At 46.3% G+C, this 25,220-nt stretch carries 22 protein-coding genes, 1 tRNA gene, 2 rRNA genes, 1 pseudogene and 1 riboswitch; of the genes and pseudogenes, 7 read left to right on the top strand and 19 right to left on the bottom strand.

From position 1 onward, the window contains the following. On the bottom strand, positions 1–1,377 hold the full coding sequence (locus OJ16_RS09375; protein WP_040989748.1) for a GntP family permease: 1,377 nt from the start codon (positions 1,375–1,377) through the stop codon (positions 1–3). 154 nt (positions 1,378–1,531) lie between these two features. On the opposite strand from OJ16_RS09375, the gene OJ16_RS09370 reads away from it, so the two are divergent. Together OJ16_RS09370 and edd are read left to right on the top strand one after the other, a co-directional pair. Beyond that, entirely contained in the window at positions 1,532–2,053 is a 522-nt protein-coding gene (locus OJ16_RS09370) for a gluconokinase (protein ID WP_040989746.1), read from the top strand. After that, on the top strand, positions 2,050–3,846 hold the full coding sequence (gene edd / locus OJ16_RS09365; RefSeq protein ID WP_040989744.1) for a phosphogluconate dehydratase: 1,797 nt from the start codon (positions 2,050–2,052) through the stop codon (positions 3,844–3,846). The genes OJ16_RS09370 and edd overlap by 4 nt, the downstream gene beginning before the upstream one ends. A 94-nt stretch (positions 3,847–3,940) precedes the next feature. Here edd and OJ16_RS09360 read toward each other — a convergent pair whose 3' ends face one another. From OJ16_RS09360 to ftnA, 4 genes are all read right to left on the bottom strand, one after another. Next, a complete protein-coding gene (locus OJ16_RS09360; RefSeq protein ID WP_040989741.1) occupies positions 3,941–4,948 on the bottom strand; it encodes a LacI family DNA-binding transcriptional regulator in 1,008 nt (335 codons plus the stop codon). A gap of 130 nt (positions 4,949–5,078) precedes the next feature. After that, positions 5,079–6,266, bottom strand: coding sequence for a BaiN/RdsA family NAD(P)/FAD-dependent oxidoreductase (locus tag OJ16_RS09355; RefSeq protein WP_040989739.1), 1,188 nt, complete (start codon positions 6,264–6,266; stop codon positions 5,079–5,081). Positions 6,267–6,406: 140 nt separating this feature from the next. Beyond that, positions 6,407–6,730 carry a universal stress protein UspB gene (uspB, locus tag OJ16_RS09350; protein WP_040989737.1) on the bottom strand — a complete coding sequence of 108 codons (324 nt, stop codon included), beginning with the start codon at positions 6,728–6,730 and terminating at the stop codon, positions 6,407–6,409. 72 nt (positions 6,731–6,802) lie between these two features. After that, positions 6,803–7,330 carry a non-heme ferritin gene (ftnA, locus tag OJ16_RS09345; RefSeq protein WP_040989736.1) on the bottom strand — a complete coding sequence of 176 codons (528 nt, stop codon included), beginning with the start codon at positions 7,328–7,330 and terminating at the stop codon, positions 6,803–6,805. 153 nt (positions 7,331–7,483) lie between these two features. On the opposite strand from ftnA, the gene uspA reads away from it, so the two are divergent. Together uspA and OJ16_RS09335 are read left to right on the top strand one after the other, a co-directional pair. Next, positions 7,484–7,909, top strand: coding sequence for a universal stress protein UspA (gene uspA / locus OJ16_RS09340; protein WP_040989734.1), 426 nt, complete (start codon positions 7,484–7,486; stop codon positions 7,907–7,909). 60 nt (positions 7,910–7,969) lie between these two features. After that, on the top strand, positions 7,970–8,857 hold the full coding sequence (locus OJ16_RS09335; protein ID WP_040989732.1) for a carboxylate/amino acid/amine transporter: 888 nt from the start codon (positions 7,970–7,972) through the stop codon (positions 8,855–8,857). Between the two features lie 61 nt (positions 8,858–8,918). On the opposite strand, the gene OJ16_RS09330 is transcribed toward OJ16_RS09335, so the two are convergent. After that, a complete protein-coding gene (locus OJ16_RS09330) occupies positions 8,919–9,698 on the bottom strand; it encodes a class I SAM-dependent methyltransferase (protein WP_040989730.1) in 780 nt (259 codons plus the stop codon). Between the two features lie 46 nt (positions 9,699–9,744). Then, positions 9,745–11,964 (bottom strand): annotated as a pseudogene (locus tag OJ16_RS09325) (EAL domain-containing protein); the annotation flags it as partial. A gap of 350 nt (positions 11,965–12,314) precedes the next feature. Here OJ16_RS09325 and asnC point away from each other — a divergent pair. Further along, entirely contained in the window at positions 12,315–12,779 is a 465-nt protein-coding gene (gene asnC, locus OJ16_RS09320; RefSeq protein ID WP_040989727.1) for a transcriptional regulator AsnC, read from the top strand. 62 nt (positions 12,780–12,841) lie between these two features. On the opposite strand, the gene tsrA is transcribed toward asnC, so the two are convergent. Then, positions 12,842–13,126: an H-NS-like global regulator TsrA gene (tsrA, locus tag OJ16_RS09315; protein ID WP_040989725.1), complete on the bottom strand. Its 285-nt coding sequence runs from the start codon at positions 13,124–13,126 to the stop codon at positions 12,842–12,844. Positions 13,127–13,227: 101 nt separating this feature from the next. Continuing rightward, positions 13,228–14,382 carry a multidrug effflux MFS transporter gene (locus OJ16_RS09310; RefSeq protein WP_052810288.1) on the bottom strand — a complete coding sequence of 385 codons (1,155 nt, stop codon included), beginning with the start codon at positions 14,380–14,382 and terminating at the stop codon, positions 13,228–13,230. Between the two features lie 140 nt (positions 14,383–14,522). On the opposite strand from OJ16_RS09310, the gene OJ16_RS09305 reads away from it, so the two are divergent. Beyond that, on the top strand, positions 14,523–15,464 hold the full coding sequence (locus OJ16_RS09305; RefSeq protein ID WP_040989721.1) for a LysR family transcriptional regulator: 942 nt from the start codon (positions 14,523–14,525) through the stop codon (positions 15,462–15,464). 153 nt (positions 15,465–15,617) lie between these two features. After that, positions 15,618–17,405, top strand: coding sequence for an aminopeptidase P family protein (locus OJ16_RS09300; RefSeq protein ID WP_040989857.1), 1,788 nt, complete (start codon positions 15,618–15,620; stop codon positions 17,403–17,405). A 124-nt stretch (positions 17,406–17,529) separates the two neighbouring features. On the opposite strand, the gene thiH is transcribed toward OJ16_RS09300, so the two are convergent. From thiH to OJ16_RS09250, 10 genes are all read right to left on the bottom strand, one after another. Beyond that, on the bottom strand, positions 17,530–18,642 hold the full coding sequence (thiH, locus tag OJ16_RS09295) for a 2-iminoacetate synthase ThiH (RefSeq protein WP_040989719.1): 1,113 nt from the start codon (positions 18,640–18,642) through the stop codon (positions 17,530–17,532). Between the two features lie 9 nt (positions 18,643–18,651). Continuing rightward, the gene (locus tag OJ16_RS09290; protein WP_040989717.1) at positions 18,652–19,416 is read right to left on the bottom strand and encodes a thiazole synthase; all 765 of its coding nucleotides are present in this window, start codon (positions 19,414–19,416) and stop codon (positions 18,652–18,654) included. A 2-nt stretch (positions 19,417–19,418) separates the two neighbouring features. Next, positions 19,419–19,628: a sulfur carrier protein ThiS gene (gene thiS, locus OJ16_RS09285; RefSeq protein WP_040989715.1), complete on the bottom strand. Its 210-nt coding sequence runs from the start codon at positions 19,626–19,628 to the stop codon at positions 19,419–19,421. Further along, positions 19,625–20,392, bottom strand: coding sequence for a HesA/MoeB/ThiF family protein (locus tag OJ16_RS09280; protein ID WP_040989713.1), 768 nt, complete (start codon positions 20,390–20,392; stop codon positions 19,625–19,627). Before OJ16_RS09280 ends, thiS begins: the two co-directional genes overlap by 4 nt. Further along, positions 20,382–21,641 carry a thiamine phosphate synthase gene (locus tag OJ16_RS09275; protein WP_040989711.1) on the bottom strand — a complete coding sequence of 420 codons (1,260 nt, stop codon included), beginning with the start codon at positions 21,639–21,641 and terminating at the stop codon, positions 20,382–20,384. The genes OJ16_RS09280 and OJ16_RS09275 overlap by 11 nt, the downstream gene beginning before the upstream one ends. 2 nt (positions 21,642–21,643) lie before the next feature. Continuing rightward, a complete protein-coding gene (gene thiC, locus OJ16_RS09270) occupies positions 21,644–23,581 on the bottom strand; it encodes a phosphomethylpyrimidine synthase ThiC (RefSeq protein WP_040989709.1) in 1,938 nt (645 codons plus the stop codon). Between the two features lie 146 nt (positions 23,582–23,727). Continuing rightward, positions 23,728–23,826: riboswitch (TPP riboswitch) on the bottom strand. A 54-nt stretch (positions 23,827–23,880) separates the two neighbouring features. Next, the gene (gene crcB, locus OJ16_RS09265; protein ID WP_040989707.1) at positions 23,881–24,270 is read right to left on the bottom strand and encodes a fluoride efflux transporter CrcB; all 390 of its coding nucleotides are present in this window, start codon (positions 24,268–24,270) and stop codon (positions 23,881–23,883) included. A gap of 230 nt (positions 24,271–24,500) precedes the next feature. Further along, positions 24,501–24,577: transfer RNA gene (locus OJ16_RS09260), tRNA-Asp, on the bottom strand. Positions 24,578–24,647: 70 nt separating this feature from the next. Next, positions 24,648–24,763 (bottom strand): 5S ribosomal RNA (gene rrf, locus OJ16_RS09255). Positions 24,764–24,854: 91 nt separating this feature from the next. Beyond that, positions 24,855–25,220 (bottom strand): 23S ribosomal RNA (locus tag OJ16_RS09250); the annotation flags it as partial.

The following is a 25,220-nucleotide window of genomic DNA, read 5'->3' as shown; positions in this document are numbered from 1 at the left end:
CTAAAAAATAAAGCTTAGTGTAGCCACGATAATAAACGCGATACCACCAAGTAAAGTTTCCATAACAGTCCAAGTCTTCAGTGTGGTTTTCTCATCCATATCAAGTAGACGAGAAACCAACCAGAAACCAGAGTCATTGAAGTGAGAAAGCACCGTTGCACCGCCCGCAATCGCGATCACGATGAAACATAGGTCCAGTTCACTCAGACCCGTTGTTGCTGCCACTACTGGCGCAATAAGAGCTGCTGTGGTTGTTAGTGCTACGGTCGCTGAGCCTTGAGCAACACGTAAACAAGTAGAGATAACGAATGCTGCAACAATCACAGGCATACCCGTATCAGTCAGAACACCCGCAAGTGCATCACCAATACCGCTCGCACGTAGAACGCCGCCGAACATGCCGCCCGCACCCGTTACTAGAATCACACCACAGATAGGCGCTAGTGAGTCGCCACATAGCTTCTCAAGTTTTGCCATGCCGTAGTCTTTTGCGAAAATCGCTAGACACGCAATCAAGGTGATCAGTAGTGCTACTGGTGTTTTGCCTAGCATACGTAGGAATTCAACCAGTGCCGTTTTACCGTCAATCAGACCCGCAACCGCTAGCGTGTTTAATACCGTATCTAGACAGATAAGCAATACTGGAAGCACCAAAATCGCCATTACTGTGCCAAATTTAGGCAGTTTCGCTTCATCAATAACCGTATCGCTATTGAAAAATGCTTTTGATAGTGGGATATCGAATTTCTTACCTGCGTACAGACCAAACAAGTAAGCACCGAAGTACCAAGTTGGGATCGCAACAAGAATACCAACGAATAGCAGTAGACCGATGTTCGCGCCAAGGAATTCTGCTGCAGCAACAGGACCTGGGTGTGGTGGAACAAAACCGTGCATAACCGCAAACGCACCTGCTGAAGGCAATGCGTATTTGATTGGTGAGCCACCAAAACGTGCTGCCACGCTAAGGATGATAGGCATCATAACCACTAGGCCTGCATCAAAGAAGATTGGAAAACCAAACAGAAGGGATGCAACACCCAGAGCAAATGGTGCACGCTCTTTACCAAAACGGCCAATCAACGTATCAGCCAGTACTTTCGCGCCGCCTGTTACTTCAAGGATTTTACCGATCATCGCACCAAGGCCAACCAGCAGTGCAACCGATGCCAATGTGCCGCCGAAGCCGCTCATCATGGTTGGTACAACTTGCTCAGAAGCAACGCCTGTTGCGATTGCAGTTAGTAAGCTCACGATCGTTAGTGAAGCAAACGCGTGCACTTTAAATTTAATAATCAGTACTAGTAACGCCGCAATAGCAAGGACTGCGATCGTCAATAAGTAAGTTGGGTCAGCGGCTTGGGTTAGCAGCTCCATAGGTTCACCTTTAAGAATTATAGTTTGTGTTGTGGTTCACATTTATTTACGTTACCGGTAACATGTTACCGATAACACGAATAAGATAAACCCATATTTAAAAGTGAATGCCAAAATTGGGATCACGCGCAAAATTTGTTATAGAGGATAAGTTATGGCTGGCAGCAGTGTCATCGTGATGGGCGTTTGCGCCTGTGGTAAAAGCACAATTGGTGAACAACTAGCGCAGAAGCTAGGACGTAAATTCATTGATGGTGATGATCTTCACCCACGAGCAAACATTCAAAAAATGGCTTCAGGCCAACCATTGAACGACGACGACCGTAAGCCATGGCTAGAACGCATCCGCGATGCATCTTACAGCCTCGAAAGCAAAAATGAGCACGGCATTATCGTTTGCTCGGCTCTAAAGAAAAAATACCGTGACCAAATTCGCGAAGGCAACGAGAACGTGACCTTCCTATTCCTCGACGGTAGCAAAGACCTAATCATGGAGCGTATGCGTCAGCGCCAAGGTCACTTCATGAAAGAAAACATGGTTAACAGCCAGTTTGAAACTCTAGAACGTCCAGATGCAGAGCCACAAACAATCGTGGTTGGCATTGACTGTTCTATTGAAGAAATCGTCGACAACGCAGCGAAACAACTTGTTGCTCAACAAGAGGCAGTACTATGACTCACTCCGTAATTCTTGACGTAACGGCACGCTTAGTTGAACGCAGTCGCGAAACTCGTGCCGCTTTCCTCGCGCGAACTCAACAACAAGCTGACGCGGGTAAAGGCCGTGTTGGCCTAACGTGTGGCAACCTTGCACACGCGGTAGCGGCATCTTGCTCGTCTGAGAAAAAGAACATCCTCGACTTTACTCATTCAAACGTCGCGATGATCAGCGCTTACAACGATATGTTGAGCGCACACCAGCCTTACCAGTACTACCCAGAACAAATTAAGAAAGTGTTGGCGGAATACGGCCACACGTCACAAGTTGCAGGTTGCGTACCGGCAATGTGTGATGGCGTGACGCAAGGACAAGCGGGCATGGATATGTCACTGTTCTCTCGTGACCTGATTGCACAATCAACCGCGCTATCACTGAGCCATAATGTCTTTGATGCCACCTTACTATTGGGTATCTGTGACAAAATCGCACCAGGACAGCTAATGGGTGCATTGGCTTACGCACATCTACCAACCGCGTTTGTACCTGCAGGCCTAATGGCAACCGGTATTAGCAACGAAGAAAAAGTCGACGTTCGCCAAAAATACGCGGCAGGCCAAGTAGGCAAAGAAGCGCTACTGGATATGGAATGTCGTGCTTACCACTCTCCGGGTACTTGTACGTTCTACGGCACCGCAAATACCAACCAGCTTGTATTTGAAGCGATGGGCTTAATGCTGCCAGGTTCCGCATTTATCCACCCACATTCAGAACTTCGTCACGCACTGACTGACCATGCAGCGATTAAGATTGCTTCAATGACCGCAGGTTCAGCGAACTTCCGTCCACTGTCAGAAGTGATGACCGAGAAGAGCTTAATCAACGGTATTATTGCGCTATTGGCTTCTGGCGGTAGCACGAACCATACGATTCACATGTTAGCGCTTGCTCGCGCAGCTGGCCTATTGCTTACTTGGCAAGACCTCAGCGATCTATCGGAAGTCGTGCCACTACTGGCGCGTGTTTACCCAAACGGCCCTGCAGACATGAACGCCTTCCAAGAAGCTGGCGGCGTACCTGCACTCATGCGTCGTTTGGACGAATCAGGCCTATTGCATCGTGATGTCACTCCTGTGTTTGGTGACTTCGAAGGCCAAATGAGCCTACCAAGCCTGAAAGATGGCAAGCTTGAGTGGACGCCATGCGCCGCAAGTTCTGACGCAGAAGTGATTGCGGCATCTGGTGAAGCATTCCAAAAAACCGGTGGTACTCGTGTACTGAAAGGCAACCTTGGCAACTCGGTTGTTAAAGTATCAGCGGTAAAAGAAGACCAACGCATTGTTGAAGCCCCTGCGATCGTATTCCAATGTCAGCACGAAGTGGAAGCGGCGTATAAGCGTGGCGAACTAAACAAAGACTGTATTGTTGTCGTGACTCACAATGGCCCAGCAGCAAACGGCATGCCTGAGCTACACAAGCTAATGCCTATTTTGGGTAACATCCAAAAAGCGGGCTTTAAAGTGGCATTGGTGACAGATGGTCGTCTATCTGGCGCATCGGGTAAGATCCCATCAGCCATTCACCTATCACCAGAAGCGCTGCGTGGTGGTGCGATTGGTTTGGTTCGTGACGGCGACATCATCAGCCTAAATTGCCAAACGGGTGAGCTAAACAACCTAACTGACATGGCCGGCCGTGAGCAACTGCAAGTGGATACCGAAGCGGTACAGCAAACTTGGGGTCGTAACTTATTTAGCGTAATGCGTCAAAGTGTGACCAGCGCAGAAGAAGGCGCAAGCTTCATCGTTTAACCGATCTCGAGTCGATAAACGAAAAAGACAAAGGGCGAAGTGTTTACTCACTTCGCCCTTTTTAATGCCTATTGATTCACGCGAACAACATTCGTTAAACGCTTTCACCTTGGGAGATTCGATAGCCCATATCGACGACGGTTTCTTCTACCGCTTCACCTTTCAAGCGAGCAATCAATAACTGCGCACTCTTTTCACCAATCTCAAAACGTGGCGTATCAACACTGGTCAAGGTTGGGCTGATCGTTTGGCCAATATCCAGCGCATTGTAACCCACGACGGCCAATTGTTGAGGCACACGAATTTGGCGACGCTGTGCACTGAGGAGCGTACCAATCGCAATATCATCGTTAGTACAAAATACGCCATCCAAGTTCGGATACATCTCAAGCGCTCGCTCCAACAAGCCATCCGCTAAAGAAAAGCTTGAATGCTCCCCCGTAAGAATATGCTTCGGTTCGTAACCGGCTTCATGCATTGCGCGATCGTACCCTTGCATACGCAATTTCGTACGGGTATCTAGACGCGCCCCAAAATACGCGATGGTAGTTTTGCCTGAGTCCAGCATCTGCTTCACCACATGATAGGAGGCATCTTCATGATCCAGTCCCACCGCCATATCGATCGGATTCTCCGGTAATTCCATCGTTTCTACTACCGGAATACCCGCGTTCTTGATCATTTGTAGGGTACGTTGAGTGTGGTGACTTTCCGTTAAAATCAATCCATCGACTTGATAAGACAGCAGTGAGGCAATCTTGTGTTCTTCTTCCGTTTCATCGTAACTAAAGTGCGCTAATAAGGTTTCATAGCCATGGGCTTTGGTTACAGTTTCAATACCTTGCACAAAAGAGGCAAATATCTGATTGGATAACGATGGCAACAAAATGCCAATCGCATTGCTCGACGATTTCGAGAGCATCGCAGGCGCACGGTTTTCGATGTAACCGGTTTGCTCGATCGCCTCGGCGATCTTAAGCCGAGTTTTCTCTGCCACTGAATCAGGATTGCGCATGTAGCGCGATACCGTCATTTTAGTCACGCCAACTTTGTCCGCGACATCCTGCAAGGTGGCTCGATTTTTCTTATTGTTTTGATTCATAGGGGTATTTTATTCATCCATGTTACTCGTAACATTATGCCTAACCCAAACATATTCAACAAGTAGAATGACTTAACCAGTTACAAATGAAAAAAAACTCCCCCAGATGGGAGAGTTTCAGCATGACTTGTTAAGCGTATTGGCCCGCCACAAAACCGGAGCTCCAGCACCACTGGAAGTTATAACCGCCTAACCAGCCGGTCACATCCATCACTTCACCGATGAAATACAAACCGTCGATATTTTTACTCTGCATCGTTTTTGACGAAAGATGGTCGGTATCAACGCCACCAAGCGTCACTTCTGCCGTGCGGTAGCCTTCCGTGCCGTTTGGTGCAACCTGCCAGTTTTCCAGGTATTCGGTGATCTGCTTAAGCTCTTTGTCGTTGAACTGTTTCAGCGGCTTATCCACCAGCTCTTTACGATCAACCATCACTTCCACTAAGCGCTTTGGTAACACTCGCGCCAGTGTATTCTTCAAACTTTGATTCGGGTGTTGTTCACGTGAAACCGTCAATAGTTCATCAACATCCGCTTCTGGAACAAGATTAATCGTCACTTTCTGACCCGCTTTCCAGAATGACGAAATCTGCAATACCGCCGGGCCAGATAGACCTCGGTGAGTAAACAGCAGAGCTTCTTTAAATACCGTACCATCTTGTGCGGTAATTTCAGCTGGGATCGCAATGCCAGACAGAGCTTCGAAATCTTCTTTCTCTTGCTTATGCAAAGTGAATGGCACTAAGCCTGCAGACGTAGGGATAATTGGCAAACCAAACTGTTCCGCCACTTTGTAGCCAAATGGCGTTGCGCCCAGTTTTGGCATCGACAGACCACCTGTAGCCACAACCAATGACTGGCACTCAATCGCCGTCGTATTGGCCATCAAATTAAAACCTTGTTCCGTTTGTTCAATTTGATGCACATCTTGTTGGTAACGGAACTGTACTTTCGCTTGTTGGCACTCTTCCAACAGCATATTGACGATCTGCTTTGCAGAATCAACACAGAACAGTTGGCCGTGATCGCGCTCTTCAAATTCGATGCCGTATTTGCTCACCATCGAAATGAAATCCCAGTTGGTGTACTGAGATAGTGCCGATTTCACAAAGTGCGGGTTGCGGCATAAGTAGTTGTTGGCACTCACATCGTAGTTGGTGAAATTACAGCGGCCACCACCAGAGATAAGGATTTTACGCCCTGGTTTTTTTGCATGGTCTAATACCAATACTTTACGACCTCGCTTACCCGCTTCTGCTGCACAAACTAATCCCGCAGCACCGGCACCGATAATAACGACGTCAAATTTTTCACTCATGATGATTTACTCAAACAACTTACTTAGGCAATAAAAAAAGGATGTGCTGAGTGCACATCCTTGCAAATCGAAGCGCTATTCTAGCGATTCTTTAACAGCTTGCCAATTCGCTGCCGAATTGAGTTTACACCATTCATGGCTTAAAGAATGAAAGAAGCAAAAAGGGTCACCAAGAGAAGTGTCGAGCATAAGATAAACAGTTGTCTCACCCGGCTACATTTAGAAGTAAATACGGGATCATGATGATGATGATATTCTTTTGTTTTCAAATAACTGAACAGCTTGACCTGTTTGGTCATGTTGCCATGCGTGGTAAAAAAGCCACCGCCGTCCACTTGCTGGTACAACAATGGATGTGCTTCACGCATAATATAAATTAATGAACGCAACGCAGTCAGATATCTTGCCATGTTGATTAACGTGACAAGCATAAGTGCAAATAAAATAGTGTCTCCACTGATCATCTCTTCCTCCCTACATCTTCCAACGAAGCCCAAGAGAAAAAGACAATCAGTAAGAATGTCTTTGGCTAACGATTACGCAGCCGGGGCGTCCATAATGGAAGATGAACCTTCTTTTGCTAACGCAGCGAGATCTTTATCGATAAAGAACAATGCCTTACCATCTTCGCCAACCAGTTCCAATTTATCTAATATCCCTTTAAATAACTTCTCTTCCTCGTGCTGTTCGGCTACGTACCACTGTAAGAAGTTGAATGTTGAGTAGTCTTGTGAAGTAAACGCTAAATGAGCGAGTTTATTAATTTGCAGTGTAATCATCTGCTCGTGCTCATAAGTTTCACGAAAGACTTCACCTAGGCTACCAAACATGTGCTTGGGTGCATCAATCGACCCCAGAATCGGCATACCACCGGTTTCACTTACGTAGGTGAACAAACGTTGCATGTGCCCCATTTCTTCTACCGCGTGCGCACGTAGAAACTCAGCAGCACCGTCGAATCCTTTGTCTTCACACCAAGCACTCATTTGTAAGTATAGATTGGATGAGAAGAATTCGAGGTTAATTTGCTCATTCAATTCATCAATCATAGCTTGTGACAACATTTTCTGCTCCTAGTCATTCTGTAATCCTAATTGACTATAACACGAACAAAAACAGAACACTTTGCATACTGAGTATGGTTATGGGATCACGACAGCATAATTATCACTCGACCAGTGCTAACCTTAAATCAAAGACCTACAGGAGATGACAGTATGAGTTATCAACATATTTTAGTCGCAATAGACCTGTCTGAAGACAGTAAACATTTGGTAGAGAAAGCGGTGTTATTAGCGAAACCGTTAAACGCGGAAGTGTCATTTATTCATATTGATGTGAATTATGCTGAGCTTTATACCGGCTTAATCGATATCAATATGGCTGAGACACAGCACCAAGCCATTGAAGCCTCACAGCAACAGCTACAAAGCCTGGCGGATCACGCTGGCTATCCCATTAAGCATACGTTAGTGGGCAGCGGGGATTTGAGTAATGAGCTGTGCGAAAACATCAGTGAGTATCAAATTGACTTGGTGATCTGTGGTCACCACCAAGATTTTTGGAGCAAGTTGCTTTCTTCCACTCGCCAACTGATTAATTGCACACCGGTCGACTTGTTGGTTGTACCACTCAAGGATTAATCGCTTCACTGAATCATCTAGTTTAGACTGACGGCTGTTATTGATAATGAGTATGGATTTATGGGCTACTTATCAGCCGTCACGTTGCTTTGGGCATTTTCATTTAGCTTGATTGGTGTCTATCTGGCAGGCCAGGTCGACTCTTGGTTTTCCGTCTTTATGCGTGTGGCGTTAGCCAGCATCGTCTTTCTGCCGTTTATAAAATTCAAAGGCGTCAGCAAATCCCTTATCGCCAAACTCATGATCGTTGGTGGCTTCCAGCTTGGGTTGATGTATTGTTTTTACTATCAATCGTTTCTGCTCCTATCGGTGCCTGAAGTCCTGCTGTTCACCGTTTTCACCCCTATCTACGTCACTTTAATTTATGACTTACTCAAAGGTCGCTTCTCTCCTTGGTATTTAGTCACCGCTGGCATCGCCGTTGTCGGGGCTGCTTTTATTAAATTTGCCGGCATTAATGAGAATTTCTTACTCGGTTTCTTAGTCGTTCAAGGGGCAAACCTCTGCTTTGCCATTGGCCAAGTCGGCTACAAATACATCATGGAAACGGAACCGGTTAAGCTGCCGCAGCACGCCGTCTTTGGTTATTTTTATCTGGGTGCACTTGTCGTTGCGACGATCGCGTTTAGCCTAATGGGCAATATCGACAATCTACCGACCACCAGCACTCAGTGGGGGATCTTGTTGTACCTTGGCTTGATCGCTTCTGGCATTGGTTATTTTGCTTGGAACAAAGGCGCCACAATGGTGAATGCGGGTGCTTTAGCGGTAATGAATAATGCCCTCGTCCCTGCAGGCCTGATCGTTAACATTGTTATTTGGAACCGCGATGTCGATCTGCTTCGCCTTTCGATTGGGGGAGCTATTATTTTGTTGTCACTCTGGGTTAACGAAACTTGGGTTAAACGCCAAGTCGAACGTCACTATACATCGAGCTCTTCGTCATAAAGTCGCCACAAATAAAAAGCCCGCATTCATTGATGCGGGCTTTTTTGTTTGGGTCTCGAACTTAACTCATCGATGCTTTTACATAGACATCAAATCGATTCTTTTTGGTTTCAATCGCCATGCTTGGCTTGATTTGATCAAGCCACTCTGCGTAATCAGGGCGTTTAACCACTACTCGTTTTGTTGCTAACGCTAAGGCCGGTACTAACAAGGCATCCGCATCATTATCTGCGCCCACCAAGGATTGGAACACGCGCATCTCTTTTTTAACTAATGCGCTTTTCTTTTTGTTCTCAGGGTGTGGGTACATAGGATCAAGATACACCACATCTGGCGCAACAAATTCTGGATCGTTTGCGAGAGTGTCTAATGCGTTATGGCTCGAAGCGTGCAGTAATGACATTCGCTCGGAAACCCACGAACCAATTTCGCTGTCTTGCTTTGCGCGAGTTAAACCATCATCTAGCAACGCTGCGACGACGGGATGACGCTCGACCATTTGCACTTTACAACCCAGTGACGCCAATACAAAAGCATCACGGCCAAGGCCTGCGGTTCCATCTAATATGGTTGGTGTTGCGCCCTTATTCAAACCGGCCGCTTTCGCGATTGCCTGCCCTTTACCACCGCCAAACTTGCGGCGATGCGCGACGGCACCAGAAACCAAATCGACAAAGATTGCGCCTAGCTTTGGCTCATCAAGTTTGCGTAGTTCTAAACGCTGATCTGTCAGCACTAATGCAAATTGACTTTGCTCATCATGTTCAAGCCCCCAGCGGGTCGCAAGTTCAGCAAGGCGATCCGTTTGAGTTAGGTCTTCACAAACAATTTGTAATTGCACAGTTGGCTCCAGTAAAGCGCAAAAAGGACGCGCAGTTTAGCGAATTTTATTCTTGGCTACTACGCTCGCGAGTGAACTCTTCACTCTCACGAGTGAGCTCACCCACTAAGTCGGCGAGAGGTTTCGGTTTTCCGATTGCGTATCCTTGCGCATAATCGACGCCCAGCTCAATAAGCTGCTCAATAATTTGGTGGCTTTCAACAAACTCAGCGACCGTGCGTTTCCCCATCTGTTTCGCTAAATCATTGATTGAGCGAACCATGACGTGATCCATTTCATTGTTGTCCATCTCACGAACAAACAAACCATCAATCTTCACGATATCGACAGGTAATTTTTTCAAATACCCAAACGAGGATAAGCCTGAGCCAAAATCATCCAAAGCAATCAAACACCCTAATTGCTTAAGCTGACCAAAAAACTCAATCGCTTGCGTCATATTGCTCATCGCCGCCGTTTCGGTGATCTCTAAACAAATCTTGTTGCACGGCACCGCACTCGCTTGCAACTCATGAAATAAGAAGTCAGTAAATTCCTGGTTCCCCATCGAGTGGCCAGAGATATTGATCGCGCACAGCGCTAAGTTATGAATACTCTCAGGATGTTGTGTCAGCCACTGTAGTGTTTGACGCACTACCTGCTTATCAATCAAATGTGCAATGTTATAACGCTCAGCCGCGGGCATAAAAATCCCCGGCGACATGTATTCGCCTTCCGCATTACGAATGCGCACTAATATCTCAAAGTGCATGCGGTTGTCGTCTTGCTCCAGACTCAGTATCCGCTGTGCGAACAATTCAAGACGGCGATGATTGAGCGCATCGTGCACCATATTAACGCAAGCCATTTCCATTTCACGACGACGCAGTTGTTGGTCATCTTGGCAATACAGACTGAAACGGTTACGGCCTTCTTCTTTGGCGGCATAACAAGCCGTATCGGCTTGAGCGTGCACCATTTGTGGCGAAGAGGCGGTATGGTCAATTAAGCGTATACCAATAGAACAAGTCAGGTTGAGTTTAATGTCACCACAAAGAAAAGGCTGTTCCGCTAACGTCGCCAGAATGGAACTCGCCACATTTTTCGCGTCACGCTCAGTGCAGTCCTTCAATAATACGGAAAACTCATCCCCTCCCATACGAGCCAATATGGCTTTGTATGGCAGCACTTCCGCTATGATTCCCGCGCAAAAACGAATGGCAGCATCACCGGCCTCGTGGCCTGCGGTGTCATTCAGCACCTTAAGTTGGTCCATATCGAGGTAAAGCATCGCGTGGGTACGCGTCTCAATCTCCACCTCTTGTAATGCCGTGTTTAACTCCATTTCAAAATGGTTACGGTTATAAGCCCCAGTCAGTAGATCATAGGATGCTTGATAGGTGATCTGCTCAGAGAGTTGACGCATCGTCGTAATATCTTCACCCACAATCAGTAACTGCCCACTCTCTGTTAACGGGCGAATATTTTCCCGAATCCAAAGGGTCTGGCCATCTTGGTGTCGGTACTCAACCTCACGACGCCAAACGCCCTTCATGACTTGTTTAGGCTGCAATAAAACTTGTCGCGGCGTACTGGCTTCAGCGTCCACATAAAAGGAATTGAGCCAATGCCCGAGGATTTGATTCTCTTTGTAACCCAATAGCTGCTCAGCAAAACGGTTGACCTGCTGAATGCGATTTTTATCATCCAGCGTAATCATCATCACTGGTTGCTGTTCATAGTAATGACTGAGATTAGCTTCACGCTCAAACAGGCGTTCTTCGGTTAATTTTCGAGAGGTGATATCGCGCGCTTCAAGCAGGATTTGTACCGGTCGATTTTCATGCCTTGGTAAGTTTCTTAATGACAGCTCCAATACGATTGAACCGTGTTCTGGGTGCCAAATCTCAGCCTCGAATTGACAATTGCTCTCATCATTATTGGCCGAAAAATAATGCTGTAGCCGATTGATTGCACTTTGCTCCCAGTGACAATTCGACCAAATAGGCTTCTCCACCACCATATTTTGGTGATAGAACAAATCTTGTAGTTTGCTGTTGCTTGAGAGAATGCAACCTTGAGCATCAAGAAGGCCGATGTAGTGATAACTTTGATCGAACACCATCTCAATAAGGGTTTGGTTTTCGAGGGCTTCTTGTTCACTACGCTTCAAACGACGAAGATAGTAAATGAGCCCGACGATCACGATTGATAGCGTCAGGCACAGAATCAAAACCAAACGTAATTCCATTCGGTATCGCTCAACAAAGCTCATCGGTTTATTCATCACCGAAGGCGTATCTGCCAATGTAAGCAATTCAAAACACGCGCCGTTTTGTGAGTCTTTATTCTCAATAGAAATGGTAGGTAAGAAAGATTGAGCGGGTTTCAGTATCTTGTCCAATCCTTGTAGAAAAGACCCTGCCCAGAATACTCCCTGATTGTAGGAGTGAACGATAAATTCATCCCGATCTTTTGCGCTGACGAGAGGGCTCAGCAGAAGGGAAATAACGATCAGGCAAACACGCACAGATTCAGCTCTTTAATAAAAAGAAATACACATACAATGGTATCATCATTGGTGGTAAATTGTACTAAACTCGACAGCTTAAGTGCTTAAATTCAGGCAGGATTTTTATGCAAGTACACGTGAATAAACTCGACGATCTTGATAAAGCCATATTAAAAACGCTAATGGCAGATGCGCGTACACCCTATGCTGAGATGGCCAAAAAATTTGATGTTAGCCCTGCCACTATTCACGTTCGCATTGAAAAAATGAAGGCGGCCAATGTAATCCAAGGCACAGAGGTTATCGTTGATACCAAAAAGCTCGGCTACGATGTGTGCTGCTTTATCGGCATTAATCTCAACGCGGCCCGTGACTATCATTCCGCACTGGCCAAACTCAATGCGCTAGAGGAAGTCGTGGAAGCGTATTACACCACTGGCGCTTACAACATCTTTGTAAAATTGATGTGTCGTTCGATAGAAGAGTTGCAGTATGTTTTGATTGATAAACTGCAAGCCATCGATGAAGTGCAATCCACCGAAACGCTAATCTCTCTGCAAAATCCGATCAATCGAAACGTGAACCCATAGCGATGGGGTTCGATACAGACATAAAAAAGCTCGCCAATGGCGAGCTTTTTTAATGAAAGAAATTAGCGAGACTCAAGGTATAACTTTAACTCTTCAACAGAGATACCTTGATCGGCAATTTGCTTAGCGAGGATATCAACTTGTTCATCTTTACGAGAAAGAATCACTTGTTGGAAGTGATAGATCATATCGCGTAACACCGCTACAGGGACTTGCTTAGCCGCACTTTGAATACGCTCACCGCTTTGATTACCCAATTCATTGAGTAATTTACCAAACATAACTTTCTCTGGAGCGGTATCTAGTTGTTCTAGTATGCGTGCCATCTCGTAAGTCGTCAGAGACATGTTATAAAAAATCCACTTGCTAAATAAGAACGCTAAATATACAACGTTTTCGCTATGCCGCCTAGTTGTAAGCCAAATAACCGAATCATTCTCACGGGTTATTACGCATTGACCTCATGCCACGCTCGACCTGATTTAGTAAACAATACCAGCAACCAAGGGAAAACAATCAGCATCTGAATTGCAATTAACGTTTGAGGCTCTAAGCCTAAGCGTTGAACCAGTGCAATCACCAACCCTGACCCACTCATTTGGAATAAACCTAACAATGCCGCGGCAGTACCGGCTTTATCACCAAACGGGGCCAACGCCTTACCTGCCGCTGCACCAAGAATCCAAGCAAAACCAACCGAAGAAAGGAAGATAGGCAGCATAAAGGCAAGTGCAGTCTCGATTGAGGCTAATAACAGCATTAACACGCCTGCAAGCATCAAGATAGTAAGACCGATCATGAGAGTGGCGCGTGTACCAAGCTTGTCCATACATTTTGGCGCAGTCATACAAGCAATGATATTGATCGCAGCATTCAAACCAAACCAGAAGGTAAAGTCATTCATACTCAAGCCTAATTGCGCCATCAATACCACAGGGGCAGATGTGACATAAGCAAGAATGATTGCCATGGCTAACATGCAAAGACTCGCATGGAACAAGAATGTCGGCGTCTGCAGAATACTCGTATAGCGATTGAGCTTAAACACCGGCTCCTTACTTGGTGATAAGTTGGTCTCTTTCATGCCAACAATCATCATCACCAACACCGTGATCGCAAAGCCAGCCATGAAACTAAAGTTACTGCGCCAGCCAAACTGCTGGGTAAGCCAACTGCCTAAGATCGGCGCTAAAGCGGGAATAAAACATATCGCCCCATTTAGGTAACTGATCATCTTGCCACTTTTTTGTGGGCCAAAGAGATCGCGAACGGTTGCAAAGGCGGCTACAGAAGTCGCGCATGCGCCCAAACCTTGTAGCAATCGAGCCATCAGCATCCATTCTATGCTTTGAGCGCTCCACGCCAATAAAGCACTCACGCCATAGATACCAATACCACCAAGTGCAACCGTTCGACGGCCTAACTTGTCTGCGAGTGGGCCTGCAAATAACTGGCCGATACCCATCGCGAACAAGAACCAACTAATCGTGTCTTGCACCTGAGCATGTTCCACGTGAAACGACTCTTGCATCAAAGGGAATGCTGGTAAGTAAATATCAATCGCTAAAGGACTGAACAAAACCAGTAAAGTAAGCAGAATCATTTGCGATTTAGCGGGTGAAACAGAAGGAGAATGCGGCACAACAAAACCATTAGTGGATGAAATTTCCCTAAGTGTAAGTTAGGCTAGATATGACATCCAATGACATTAAGTCATTCAAGATATTCTCATTAGGAATAGCAATGAACATTGAAAAACTTGCCCGCATCGACCTCAATTTGCTGGTCTGCTTGAAAGTACTCACGGAGGAACTGAATGTCACTCGCAGTGCCAACCGACTCTGTTTGTCTCAATCTGCGGTAAGTAAAAACTTAGCCAAGTTGCGCCTGCAATTTGACGACCCTCTGTTCATTCGTAATGCCCATGGTTTAACGGCCACTCCCAAAACACTCTTTCTGAAACCTAAGCTCGATAACCTGATCCATCAGTTAGAACAGCTAACTCAACCAGAGCAGTTTTCTCCTAGTTCGAGTGATTACCGCTTTCAAATCGCCGCAGTCGAAAGTGTCTACCCACTGATTTTGCCCCATTTCTTGCCACAGATTTTTAAGCAAGCCCCCAATGTAACCATCAGCACGCATCCATGGAACGACCAAACTTTTGCACTACTGCAACGAGGTGAGCTGGATTTAGGTATTACGGGTAAAGACATCGACATCAATGATGCCAAACTCACTATGTTGCCTCCGCATGATATCTGTGAACAAGAAATCTACCGCGACAATCAGATGTGCCTGTTACGCAAAGATCATCCTGCGCTGACACAACCGTGGAACTTAGCCAATTATCTCAAGCAGCGCCATGTACAGGTTCGCTGTGACGGCAATGACCGCTGGTTACTCGACTACCGTTTGGCAGATATGGGGGCGGAGCGAGACATCGCGGTTACGGTGCCCGATTTCAACAGCGCGGCGAGCTTATGCTGCTACACCGATTTTGTTTTTACAGCCCCAAGTCACTTTGTCCACCTCGCGGCCAGTCAAAACAACCTTACCGTTCTACCGTTGCCACTCGAGTTTCCACCAATGGCTTATACGCTATTTTGGCATCGCGACCGCGAGAATGATCCGGCACTTTCATGGTTACGCTCATTGGTAACCGAGAAGACGAATTCATTGCGATAACGGACAAATCACAAAGGCTTAAACCGCAAGCCTACTGAAGAATAAATACAGCAAACGGGCTCGCTAATATTTGCAGCCATGCGGCAAAAGGAGTAGCTTATTCTTCATTATAGCGACGCTTGCGTGACCAATTTATTTGAAGGATTAACGACCATGCTTACAAACACTGAACAGCGTTTGAGCGCCATTAGACAATGGCTTGTTCAGCACAATATTGATGCACTACTTGTACCTCACGAAGATGAATACTTGGGTGAATACGTTCCTGAACACAATGAACGTTTACATTGGCTCACAGGATTTACCGGTTCAGCTGGCGTAGCGGTCGTAACTCAAGATAAAGCAGCGATTTTTGTTGATGGTCGCTATACCGTTCAAGTCACCAAACAAGTACCTGGTGAGCTATTCGAGTACCGCCACTTAATCAATGAACCCGCACTGGATTGGATTATTGACCATGTTTCAGCAGGTAAAAAAGTCGCCATCGAACCACGTATGCATTCTGGTGCGTGGCTAGAAACTGCTCAAGCTAAACTGGCCAAGCAGCATCACCTAACCATTTTAGACAGCAATCCAATCGACGAACTGTGGTTCGATCGTCCTGCCGCCATTGTCTCTGATGTTCGTTTAATGGCAACGGACGCAGTTGGTCAATCAAGTGCCAGTAAACGTGAACAGATTGGGGCGATTGTCGTAAAACAAGGGGGCGATAGCGCGGTAATTACCGCATTAGACTCGATCTGCTGGTTACTTAACTTACGCGGTCTTGATGTCTCTCGCCTACCCGTTTTACTCTCACACGCGATCTTGCACAATGACGGCCAAGTGGAGTTTTTCCTCGACCCAACCCGCCTCCCTGCAGACTTTGAGCAGCATGTTGGCCAAGGCGTTCGCGTTTACCATCCAGAACAACTGCAAGAGCGTTTAGAAGCATTAAGCCAATTTAAGGTCCTGCTTGACGCGAATACCAGTAACGCTTGGTTTAAGTTGGTACTGGAAAACAGTGGTGCGACCGTGATTACCGCCGCGGATCCTTGCTTGATGCCAAAAGCATCTAAGAACGCGACCGAGATTGCGGGTATGAAAGCCTGCCATGTTCGTGATGGCGTCGCGATGGTGACGTTCCTATCATGGCTAGATAATGAAGTAGAACAAGGTCATCTGCATGATGAAGCGCAGCTTGCAGATAAGCTGGAAGCGATTCGTCGCCTAGACCCTAGTTTGATGGATCTTAGCTTTGATACCATTTCAGCAGCAGGCGGCAACGCTGCAATGTGTCACTACAATCATGAGAACCAACCTACACCAGGTCAATTGAGTTTAAATTCATTGTACTTAGTTGATTCAGGCGGCCAGTACTTAGATGGAACGACCGACATTACTCGTACGATTGCGATCGGCCAACCAAGTGCAGAAATGATTAGGCAATTTACGCTAACCTTAAAGGGTCATATCGGTCTGGCACGCGCACGCTTCCCACAAGGCACTCGTGGCTTCCAGCTTGATACCCTTGCTCGTCAACATCTATGGGCCGAAGGGTATGACTACGACCATGGCACTGGCCATGGTGTGGGCCACTTCCTCAGTGTTCATGAAGGCCCTGCGAGCATTTCCAAACGCTTAATTGATATTCCGCTAGTTGAAGGCATGGTGTTATCAAATGAACCGGGTTACTACCGTGCTGAACAGTTTGGTATCCGTATTGAAAACTTGGAGCTCGTCATTGAGCAACCAACACAAGGGGATTTCTCCGTTTTGGCTTTCGAGTCACTGACACGCTGCCCAATCGATGTTCGCAACGTTGATGTGAACTTGCTAACGCGACCAGAGCTTGCATGGCTAAATGAGTACCACAATAAAGTATGGAATGATTTGAGTCCGTTAGTCTCTGGCGAAGTGCAGGCGTGGCTACGTCAAGCAACCCTACCACTGAGTCACTAATATTTGTCGCTATAAGATAAGTAACGACAATTCATAGCGCTCGTTAACACATGCGCTAATAGAAAAGGCTTCCTTCGGAAGCCTTTTTGTTTCACGTGAAACACTCACTCGCACTCAATCAGATCTAACCAGAATAAGCGGAATGCCAGTCACGCCAAACGGGATCAAAACCCTTGCTACGAATCATGGCTTCAACACGACTCGCACTGCGTTCATCACTGATCTCAAACTGTTCCAACTCAGTCTCTTCTAACGCATATCCACCCGGTTGAGTTTTGGATGCGGCCGACATTGCCGTAATACCAAGCGGCAATACGTTATCGCGAAACACTTCACTCTCTCGAGTAGAAAGAGAAAGCTCAACTTGTGGATTAAACAGACGATAAGCACAAATCAATTGCACTAACTGTTTATCCGACATCACCGATTTGGGTTGTAAGCCTCCCTCGCAAGGGCGTAAACGCGGAAATGAAATTGAATAGCGCGTTTGCCAATAGCGGCGCTCTAAGTAATCAAGATGCGCTGCGACAAAGAAGCAATCCGTACGCCACTCTTCCAAGCCAATCAGAGCACCAATACCAATCTTATCGATACCGGCTTGCGCAAGACGATCGGGCGTTTCTAAGCGAAATTCAAAATTGGTTTTATTGCCTCGCAAGTGATGCTGCGCATACGTGCTGGGATGATAAGTCTCTTGATATACCATAACGGCATCCAGCCCAAGCGTTTTCAATTCGGCGTAATCTTGCTGCTCGAGCGGCTGAACTTCCATCGCTAAGTAGTTAAAACTTGGCTTTATTGCCGGCAACATTTCCCGGAAGTAATTCATACCCACTTTCGTTTCATGTTCGCCAGTCACCAACAAAACGCTGTCAAACTTCATTGCTTTGATCGCGGTAACCTCGGCTTCAATTTCGCTCTTGGTTAACGTGCGTCGCTTAATCCGGTTCTCCATAGAAAAACCACAATAGCTACACGCATTGGCACATAAATTCGAAAGATAAAGCGGAATATAAAGCGACATCGTATGCCCGAAGCGCTTACGAGTAAGAGCAAAGGATTGTTGTGCCATCTGCTCTAAATAAGGTTCCGCCGCGGGGGAAATCAACGCTTTGAAGTCTTCCAAATCACGCTTAGGTTTCGCTAAGGCACGTTCTACATCCTCTGCCGTTTTTGCATAGATAGATAACGAAATGTCATCCCAATTGAGTTGCTTAAACCTGTCAACAAAGCTCATAACATCAACCTAGTTATCCAGAAATGAAGTCAAAGGACTCGAGGCAACAGCATGCGATACTTGACCGGCAAGACCCGATTCATAAGCCATACGCCCAGACTCAACAGCTAGTTTGAACGCCATAGCCATAGCGACAGGATTACTTGCTGCAGCAATGGCGGTATTGACTAATACAGCGTCTGCACCCAGCTCCATCGCTCGAGCGGCATGAGATGGCGCCCCAATTCCGGCATCAACAATAACCGGCACAGATGCCTGGTCGATGATAATTTCAAGGAAGTCTTGCGACACAAGCCCCTTATTGGAACCAATCGGCGCCCCTAACGGCATGACGGCTGCACAGCCTACTTCTTCTAATCGCTTGCACAACACAGGATCTGCGTGACAATACGGCAATACAACAAAGCCATCTTTGACCAATTGCTCTGCGGCCGCCAACGTTTCTATCGGGTCCGGCATAAGGTATTTAGGATCTGGGTGAATTTCTAATTTCAACCAATTGGTACCAAGAGCTTCACGTGCAAGATGCGCAGCGAAAACCGCATCTCTAGCATTTTTTGCCCCGGAGGTATTCGGTAGTAGGCTGACGCCTGATGTTATAAGAGGCAGCAATATATCGTCTTGCTTGTCACTCATATCAACTCGCCTTAGCGCCATCGTCGCAAGTTGCGAACCCGAAGCAGCAATGGCGCGTGCCATCAGGCTAGAATTTGAGAACTTACCGGTACCGGTAAATAAGCGTGATTGAAACGTTCTATCTGCGATAGTTAACATGATTAGCCTCCTGCAATAGCTTGAAACAGCGATATTTCATCGCCTTCACATAGCAAAGTGCTGGCCCAAACACTGCGCGGCACAACTTGATTTTTAATAGCGAATACGCAACTTTGATGTGGAAGACCGAGTAAACTGATCACGTTCTCTAGACTGCCTCCACCGGTTATCTCTTGCGGCGTTTGATTAACGTAGATCGTCATAACATTCATAAAGTCGCCTCTCTAAGATTCGCGCAGACGTGACATTCACGATCATGCACTATCTCGATAGTTTGCCATTCCATTGACTGGCCATTGAATAGATGCAAATGATTGGGTTTGACGAGAAATTGTCCTGTCGCCAATTTTTGAATCGCTGCCAAGGCTTGGTAATTACCTAACGTTCCAACAACCGGACCAACAACACCCATATCGTTGCACTTACTCTTTTGCGGCATCTCATCAAATGGGATCAGGCAGCGATAACATGGTGCTTCATCCTTATAATCAAACACACTAAATTGCCCTTGCCAGCCGATAGCTGCCGCAGAAACCAAAGGCCTATTTTGCTGATAACAAAGACGATTAACTTGCTGACGTGTGGTCAGGTTATCAGAACAGTCCAACACAAGATCGGCGAGCATGATCTCTAGTCCAAGTTGTTCATCAGATAAACGTTGATTGAGCGTCCTGACAGCTACATTAGAATTAAGGTCCTGCAATTGAACAGTGAGTGCTGCTACCTTGCTTTTTCCAAGATCGGTTTGACGATAAGCAACCTGCCTTTGCAGATTACTCTCTTCAAGTACATCGTCATCAACCAACACCAATCGCCCCACGCCAGCCGCGGCTAAATAAAGTGTTGCAGCAGAACCTAATCCGCCGCATCCAATCACTAAAATGTGGGAAGCGATCAACGATTCTTGACCACGCTCACCAATCTCAAGTAAACCAATTTGTCTTTGGTAACGCTCAAATAACGAATCAGGCAACATATTCCACTCCCTGTTCTCGAATAGCTTCAAAAGTTTTTCGCTGCATAATTTGACGAAATTGAACGCACACAGATTCAGGGTCTTTTGCTAGTGTAATCGCACGAACTACCGCCAAACTTGAAACGCCACAACGCCAAACAACCGGCGCCGTCGTCAAATCAATCCCTCCAATCGCAACGGTTGGGTACCCTTTTTGATCATGATATGGGATTGTGTCAATAAGCCGCTGATAGAGAGCCAACCGCACCAAACCTTGTGGTTTGGAAGGCATCACTTTGGTTGCCGTCGGGAATATGTGGCCAAGAGCAATATAGCTGGGATTTACCTGACTGATTCGAAGCAGTTCAAAATAGCCATGCGTAGATAGTCCAAGGCGAATACCCGCTTGATTAAGCATCGATAGATTTGCTTGCTCGATATCTTCTTGGCCAAGATGGACGCCATAGGCTCCATGCTTAATGGCCAACTGCCAATAGTCATTGATAAACACTTGGCCGTTATATTGTTCGCCGAGATCAATCGCATGCTTTATTTGCGCTTCCAAATCGCTTTGATCTGCGTTCTTTATCCGCAATTGAACCGTCTTCACACCCACTTTTAATAACCGTTCAATCCATTCAACACTATCGACTACCGGATAGAGTCCAATTTCCTGTTTATGCATGTGAGCAAAAGAGCGAATACGAGTTTGAGCTGACCAACCGACTTGAATATCAAGCCGGTGATCCTCTAATACCGGACGAGGAAATTGCGTGAAATCCGACGCCCATGTTTCACGTGAAACATTCATCATCGCTCGCGCAAGCGTAAGGCAATCTTCAATAGGAAAATCTAAACCAAGCAAAATCAGCACCCAAGAGAGATGCCGTTTTTTCTGATTATTATCGAGAGGCTGAATCGGATAAGAGAGAGCACGAACCTCATCCCCTAGAGGGTGGTGCCATATATCCAAAGCACTATCGCCATCGACGATCCCCAGCAAAATAGAATTACGCTGGCTCGGGTTTGTAATCACATTCTGCCGTGTTGTGTAGCAAAGGTAGTAATCACTAACACAATCGTCACACCCAATAAAATCAGTACCAACAACAAATTTTTTATCCGCAAGGTTTATCTCAAAGAGTGACGTTGAGCTTACTCCCAACGTCACTTGGTCAATCACAAAACCATTTTTCTCAGCGACTAACAATGCTTGCTGAATCTCTGCCGTTAGCTCTATCGAAGATGATGGAACCAATATTTCGACCATGATTACTCTGCCTCAGACGCCACCGCAGGATGATAAAGTTCAGAACCTGTCGCCCTAAACTCAGCTGATTTCTGCTTCATACCTTCAAGAGGGTCATCAAGCATCTTGATTGAGATAGCCTGATCAGCGGCGACCTGCTCGGTATCTTTTGCGTATTCGCGAACTTCTTGTGAAATTTTCATTGAGCAGAATTTAGGACCACACATAGAACAGAAGTGAGCCACCTTGCCTGATTCTTGTGGCAAAGTTTCATCATGGTAAGTACGTGCCGTTTCAGGATCTAAAGACAAGTTAAACTGATCTTCCCAACGGAACTCAAAGCGTGCTTTAGAGAGTGCATTATCACGAATTTGTGCGCCAGGATGACCTTTGGCCAAATCCGCTGCATGAGCGGCCAACTTATAGGTAATCAGGCCAGTTTTAACATCTTCTTTGTTTGGTAGACCTAAATGCTCCTTGGGGGTGACATAACAGAGCATTGCACAACCGTACCAACCGATCATCGCGGCGCCAATCCCCGATGTAATGTGATCATAACCAGGAGCGATATCGGTGGTCAGTGGACCCAAAGTATAGAATGGCGCTTCATGACAATGCTTTAGCTGCTCATCCATATTTTCCTTAATCATATGCATCGGCACATGACCAGGGCCTTCAATGATCACCTGAACATCGTATTCCCATGCAACTTTGGTTAGCTCACCCAATGTGCGTAACTCGGCAAACTGCGCTTCATCGTTAGCATCAGCGATCGATCCAGGACGCAAGCCATCCCCTAAAGAAAGAGCGACATCGTACTTGGCACAGATTTCACAGATTTCACGAAAGTGAGTATAAAGAAAGCTTTCCTGGTGATGAGCGAGGCACCATTTGGCAATAATAGAACCACCACGCGAAACAATCCCGGTAACACGCTTGGCGGTCATAGGAACATAACGTAATAACAAACCGGCATGGATAGTGAAGTAATCGACTCCTTGCTCCGCCTGTTCAATTAGCGTGTCACGCATCACTTCCCAGTTGAGATCTTCAGCAACGCCATTCACTTTTTCTAACGCCTGATACATGGGAACGGTACCTATTGGCACCGGACTATTACGCAAAATCCACTCGCGCGTCTCATGAATATTTCGCCCAGTAGAGAGATCCATCACCGTATCACCGCCCCATCGCGTAGACCATACGAGCTTTTCAACTTCTTCTTCAATCGATGAACTCACCGATGAGTTACCTATGTTGGCATTCACCTTAACTAAAAAGTTACGGCCAATAATCATCGGTTCCGATTCTGGGTGGTTGATATTAGATGGGATAATTGCGCGCCCTTCAGCGACTTCCTGGCGTACAAATTCAGGTGTGATGTCTTTGGGTAAGTTAGCCCCAAAATTTTGTCCTGGATGCTGCTGAGTAAGCATTTCATCATGGTATCGAGCGCGGCCCATATTTTCACGTAGAGCAATGTATTCCATTTCAGGTGTGATGATGCCTTTACGAGCGTAATGTAATTGAGTGACGCACTGACCTTGTTTGGCGTGACGAATTCTTGGCAAATTTCCATAACGAAGATCATTTAACGTTTCATCGTCTAAACGCTCTTTCGCGTATACCGAGCTAACATTATCGAGAACGAGAGTATCGTTACGCTCTTCAATCCACGCTTCTCTAAGTTTCGGTAGGCCGTTATACAGGTCAATCGCGTGTTCAGGATCGGTATAAACACCTGAAGTGTCATAGACACGCATCGGTTCATTGGGCTCAAAGACTGGCGCATCTTTTGTGCCACCAATCAAACTATCGGCTAACGTGATTTCACGCATAGGCACACGTACATCTTGTCGTGAGCCTTCAATATAAACTTTACGGGAGTTTGGGTACGGTTGTACCGAGAGAGTATCTATAAACTGTTTAGCTTCCAGTCTTGCTTGTTTGCGAGTCGACATAGCATTTTTCCTTGCTCATTTTTTATAAAACGTATGGGATAAAAATGCTTGGCGGAACGATATGACAAGAGGAATCGAGTGAGACTAAGAAATAGAGCAACACTGATAATGAGATGATTTCACAGAATGTAGCAGGACATTAGGTGTAAAGATCTTCTCTTGTTCCCTACGCAGGTCTTAGCCTGATCAGGTTCTACGGATCCCGAATAAACGGTCTCAGCCAAATGGCTCTCCGACAAGTGAAGAAATTATAAGCAATTAATGATACGAAACCAAGCCGACCACATCGCAATTACTAATTACATGTTAACTTTCATCAAAAGTTGAAAGCCAACCCACGCAGCTGAAATACTTAACACCACATTAAGTAATACGTTTAGGCCCATTTTGAGAAAGGCACCTTGCTGCATGAGTAGAACATTATCCATTGAGAAGGTCGAAAACGTAGTCAATGCACCAAGAAAGCCCAATCCAATAATTTGGCGCCATGGTTCGATAGCAAGGACCTCACTTTCAAAAGCCGCGATCAGTAAGCCCATGATGAAAGAACCGACCACATTAACCGTCAAAGTACCGTATGGAAAACCACGCCCTAGCAACGCAACGCAAAGCTCCGAGACCAAATAGCGAGAACAAGCACCGAATGCCCCACCGAGTGCAATAAAGCCGAGTATGGAAAGTTGCCCCATAAATCCCCCAATATATTCAATGGCTACATTCTAGCCACTTTCAATCTTTATGGACACATAGAAACAAACAAATAAACCGATCCGAAATAATGTAACTTCGCACACAAGTCTTGAGATAAAGGAGAATGGTATTGTCAAAATGGAAAGGAGAGACATTGAACGGAAGAGCACTTCAATTTTCGACAGACGTAAAAAAGCCCTGCTATTACTAGCAGGGCTTCTTCAAATAGTGGCGGAGTGGACGGGACTCGAACCCGCGACCCCCGGCGTGACAGGCCGGTATTCTAACCAACTGAACTACCACTCCGCAGTGGCAAACTTACCTTAGTAAGCGTCCATTTTGTTTCTAGATAGTCTATCTAAAAACGAAATTTAAAGCCTGGCGATGTCCTACTCTCACATGGGGAAACCCCACACTACCATCGGCGCTATTGCGTTTCACTTCTGAGTTCGGCATGGAATCAGGTGGGTCCGCAACGCTATGGTCGCCAAGCAAATTCTTTAATTCGGAAAGCTGTCTTATGTTCTCACACACATTCAATCATGTTCTTGCATTGAGTCCTACAAAACCCCTTGGGTGTTGTATGGTTAAGCCTCACGGGCAATTAGTACAGGTTAGCTCAACGCCTCACAGCGCTTACACACCCTGCCTATCAACGTTCTAGTCTCGAACAACCCTTTAGGGCACTTAAAGTGCCAGGGAAAACTCATCTCAAGGCTCGCTTCGCGCTTAGATGCTTTCAGCGCTTATCGATTCCGAACTTAGCTACCGGGCAATGCCACTGGCGTGACAACCCGAACACCAGAGGTTCGTCCACTCCGGTCCTCTCGTACTAGGAGCAGCCCCTTTCAATTTTCCAACGCCCACGGCAGATAGGGACCGAACTGTCTCACGACGTTCTAAACCCAGCTCGCGTACCACTTTAAATGGCGAACAGCCATACCCTTGG

This window comes from Vibrio renipiscarius (assembly GCF_000827885.1).
Taxonomy (GTDB): domain Bacteria; phylum Pseudomonadota; class Gammaproteobacteria; order Enterobacterales; family Vibrionaceae; genus Vibrio; species Vibrio renipiscarius.
This window is presented reverse-complemented; position numbering and strand designations above follow the sequence as displayed.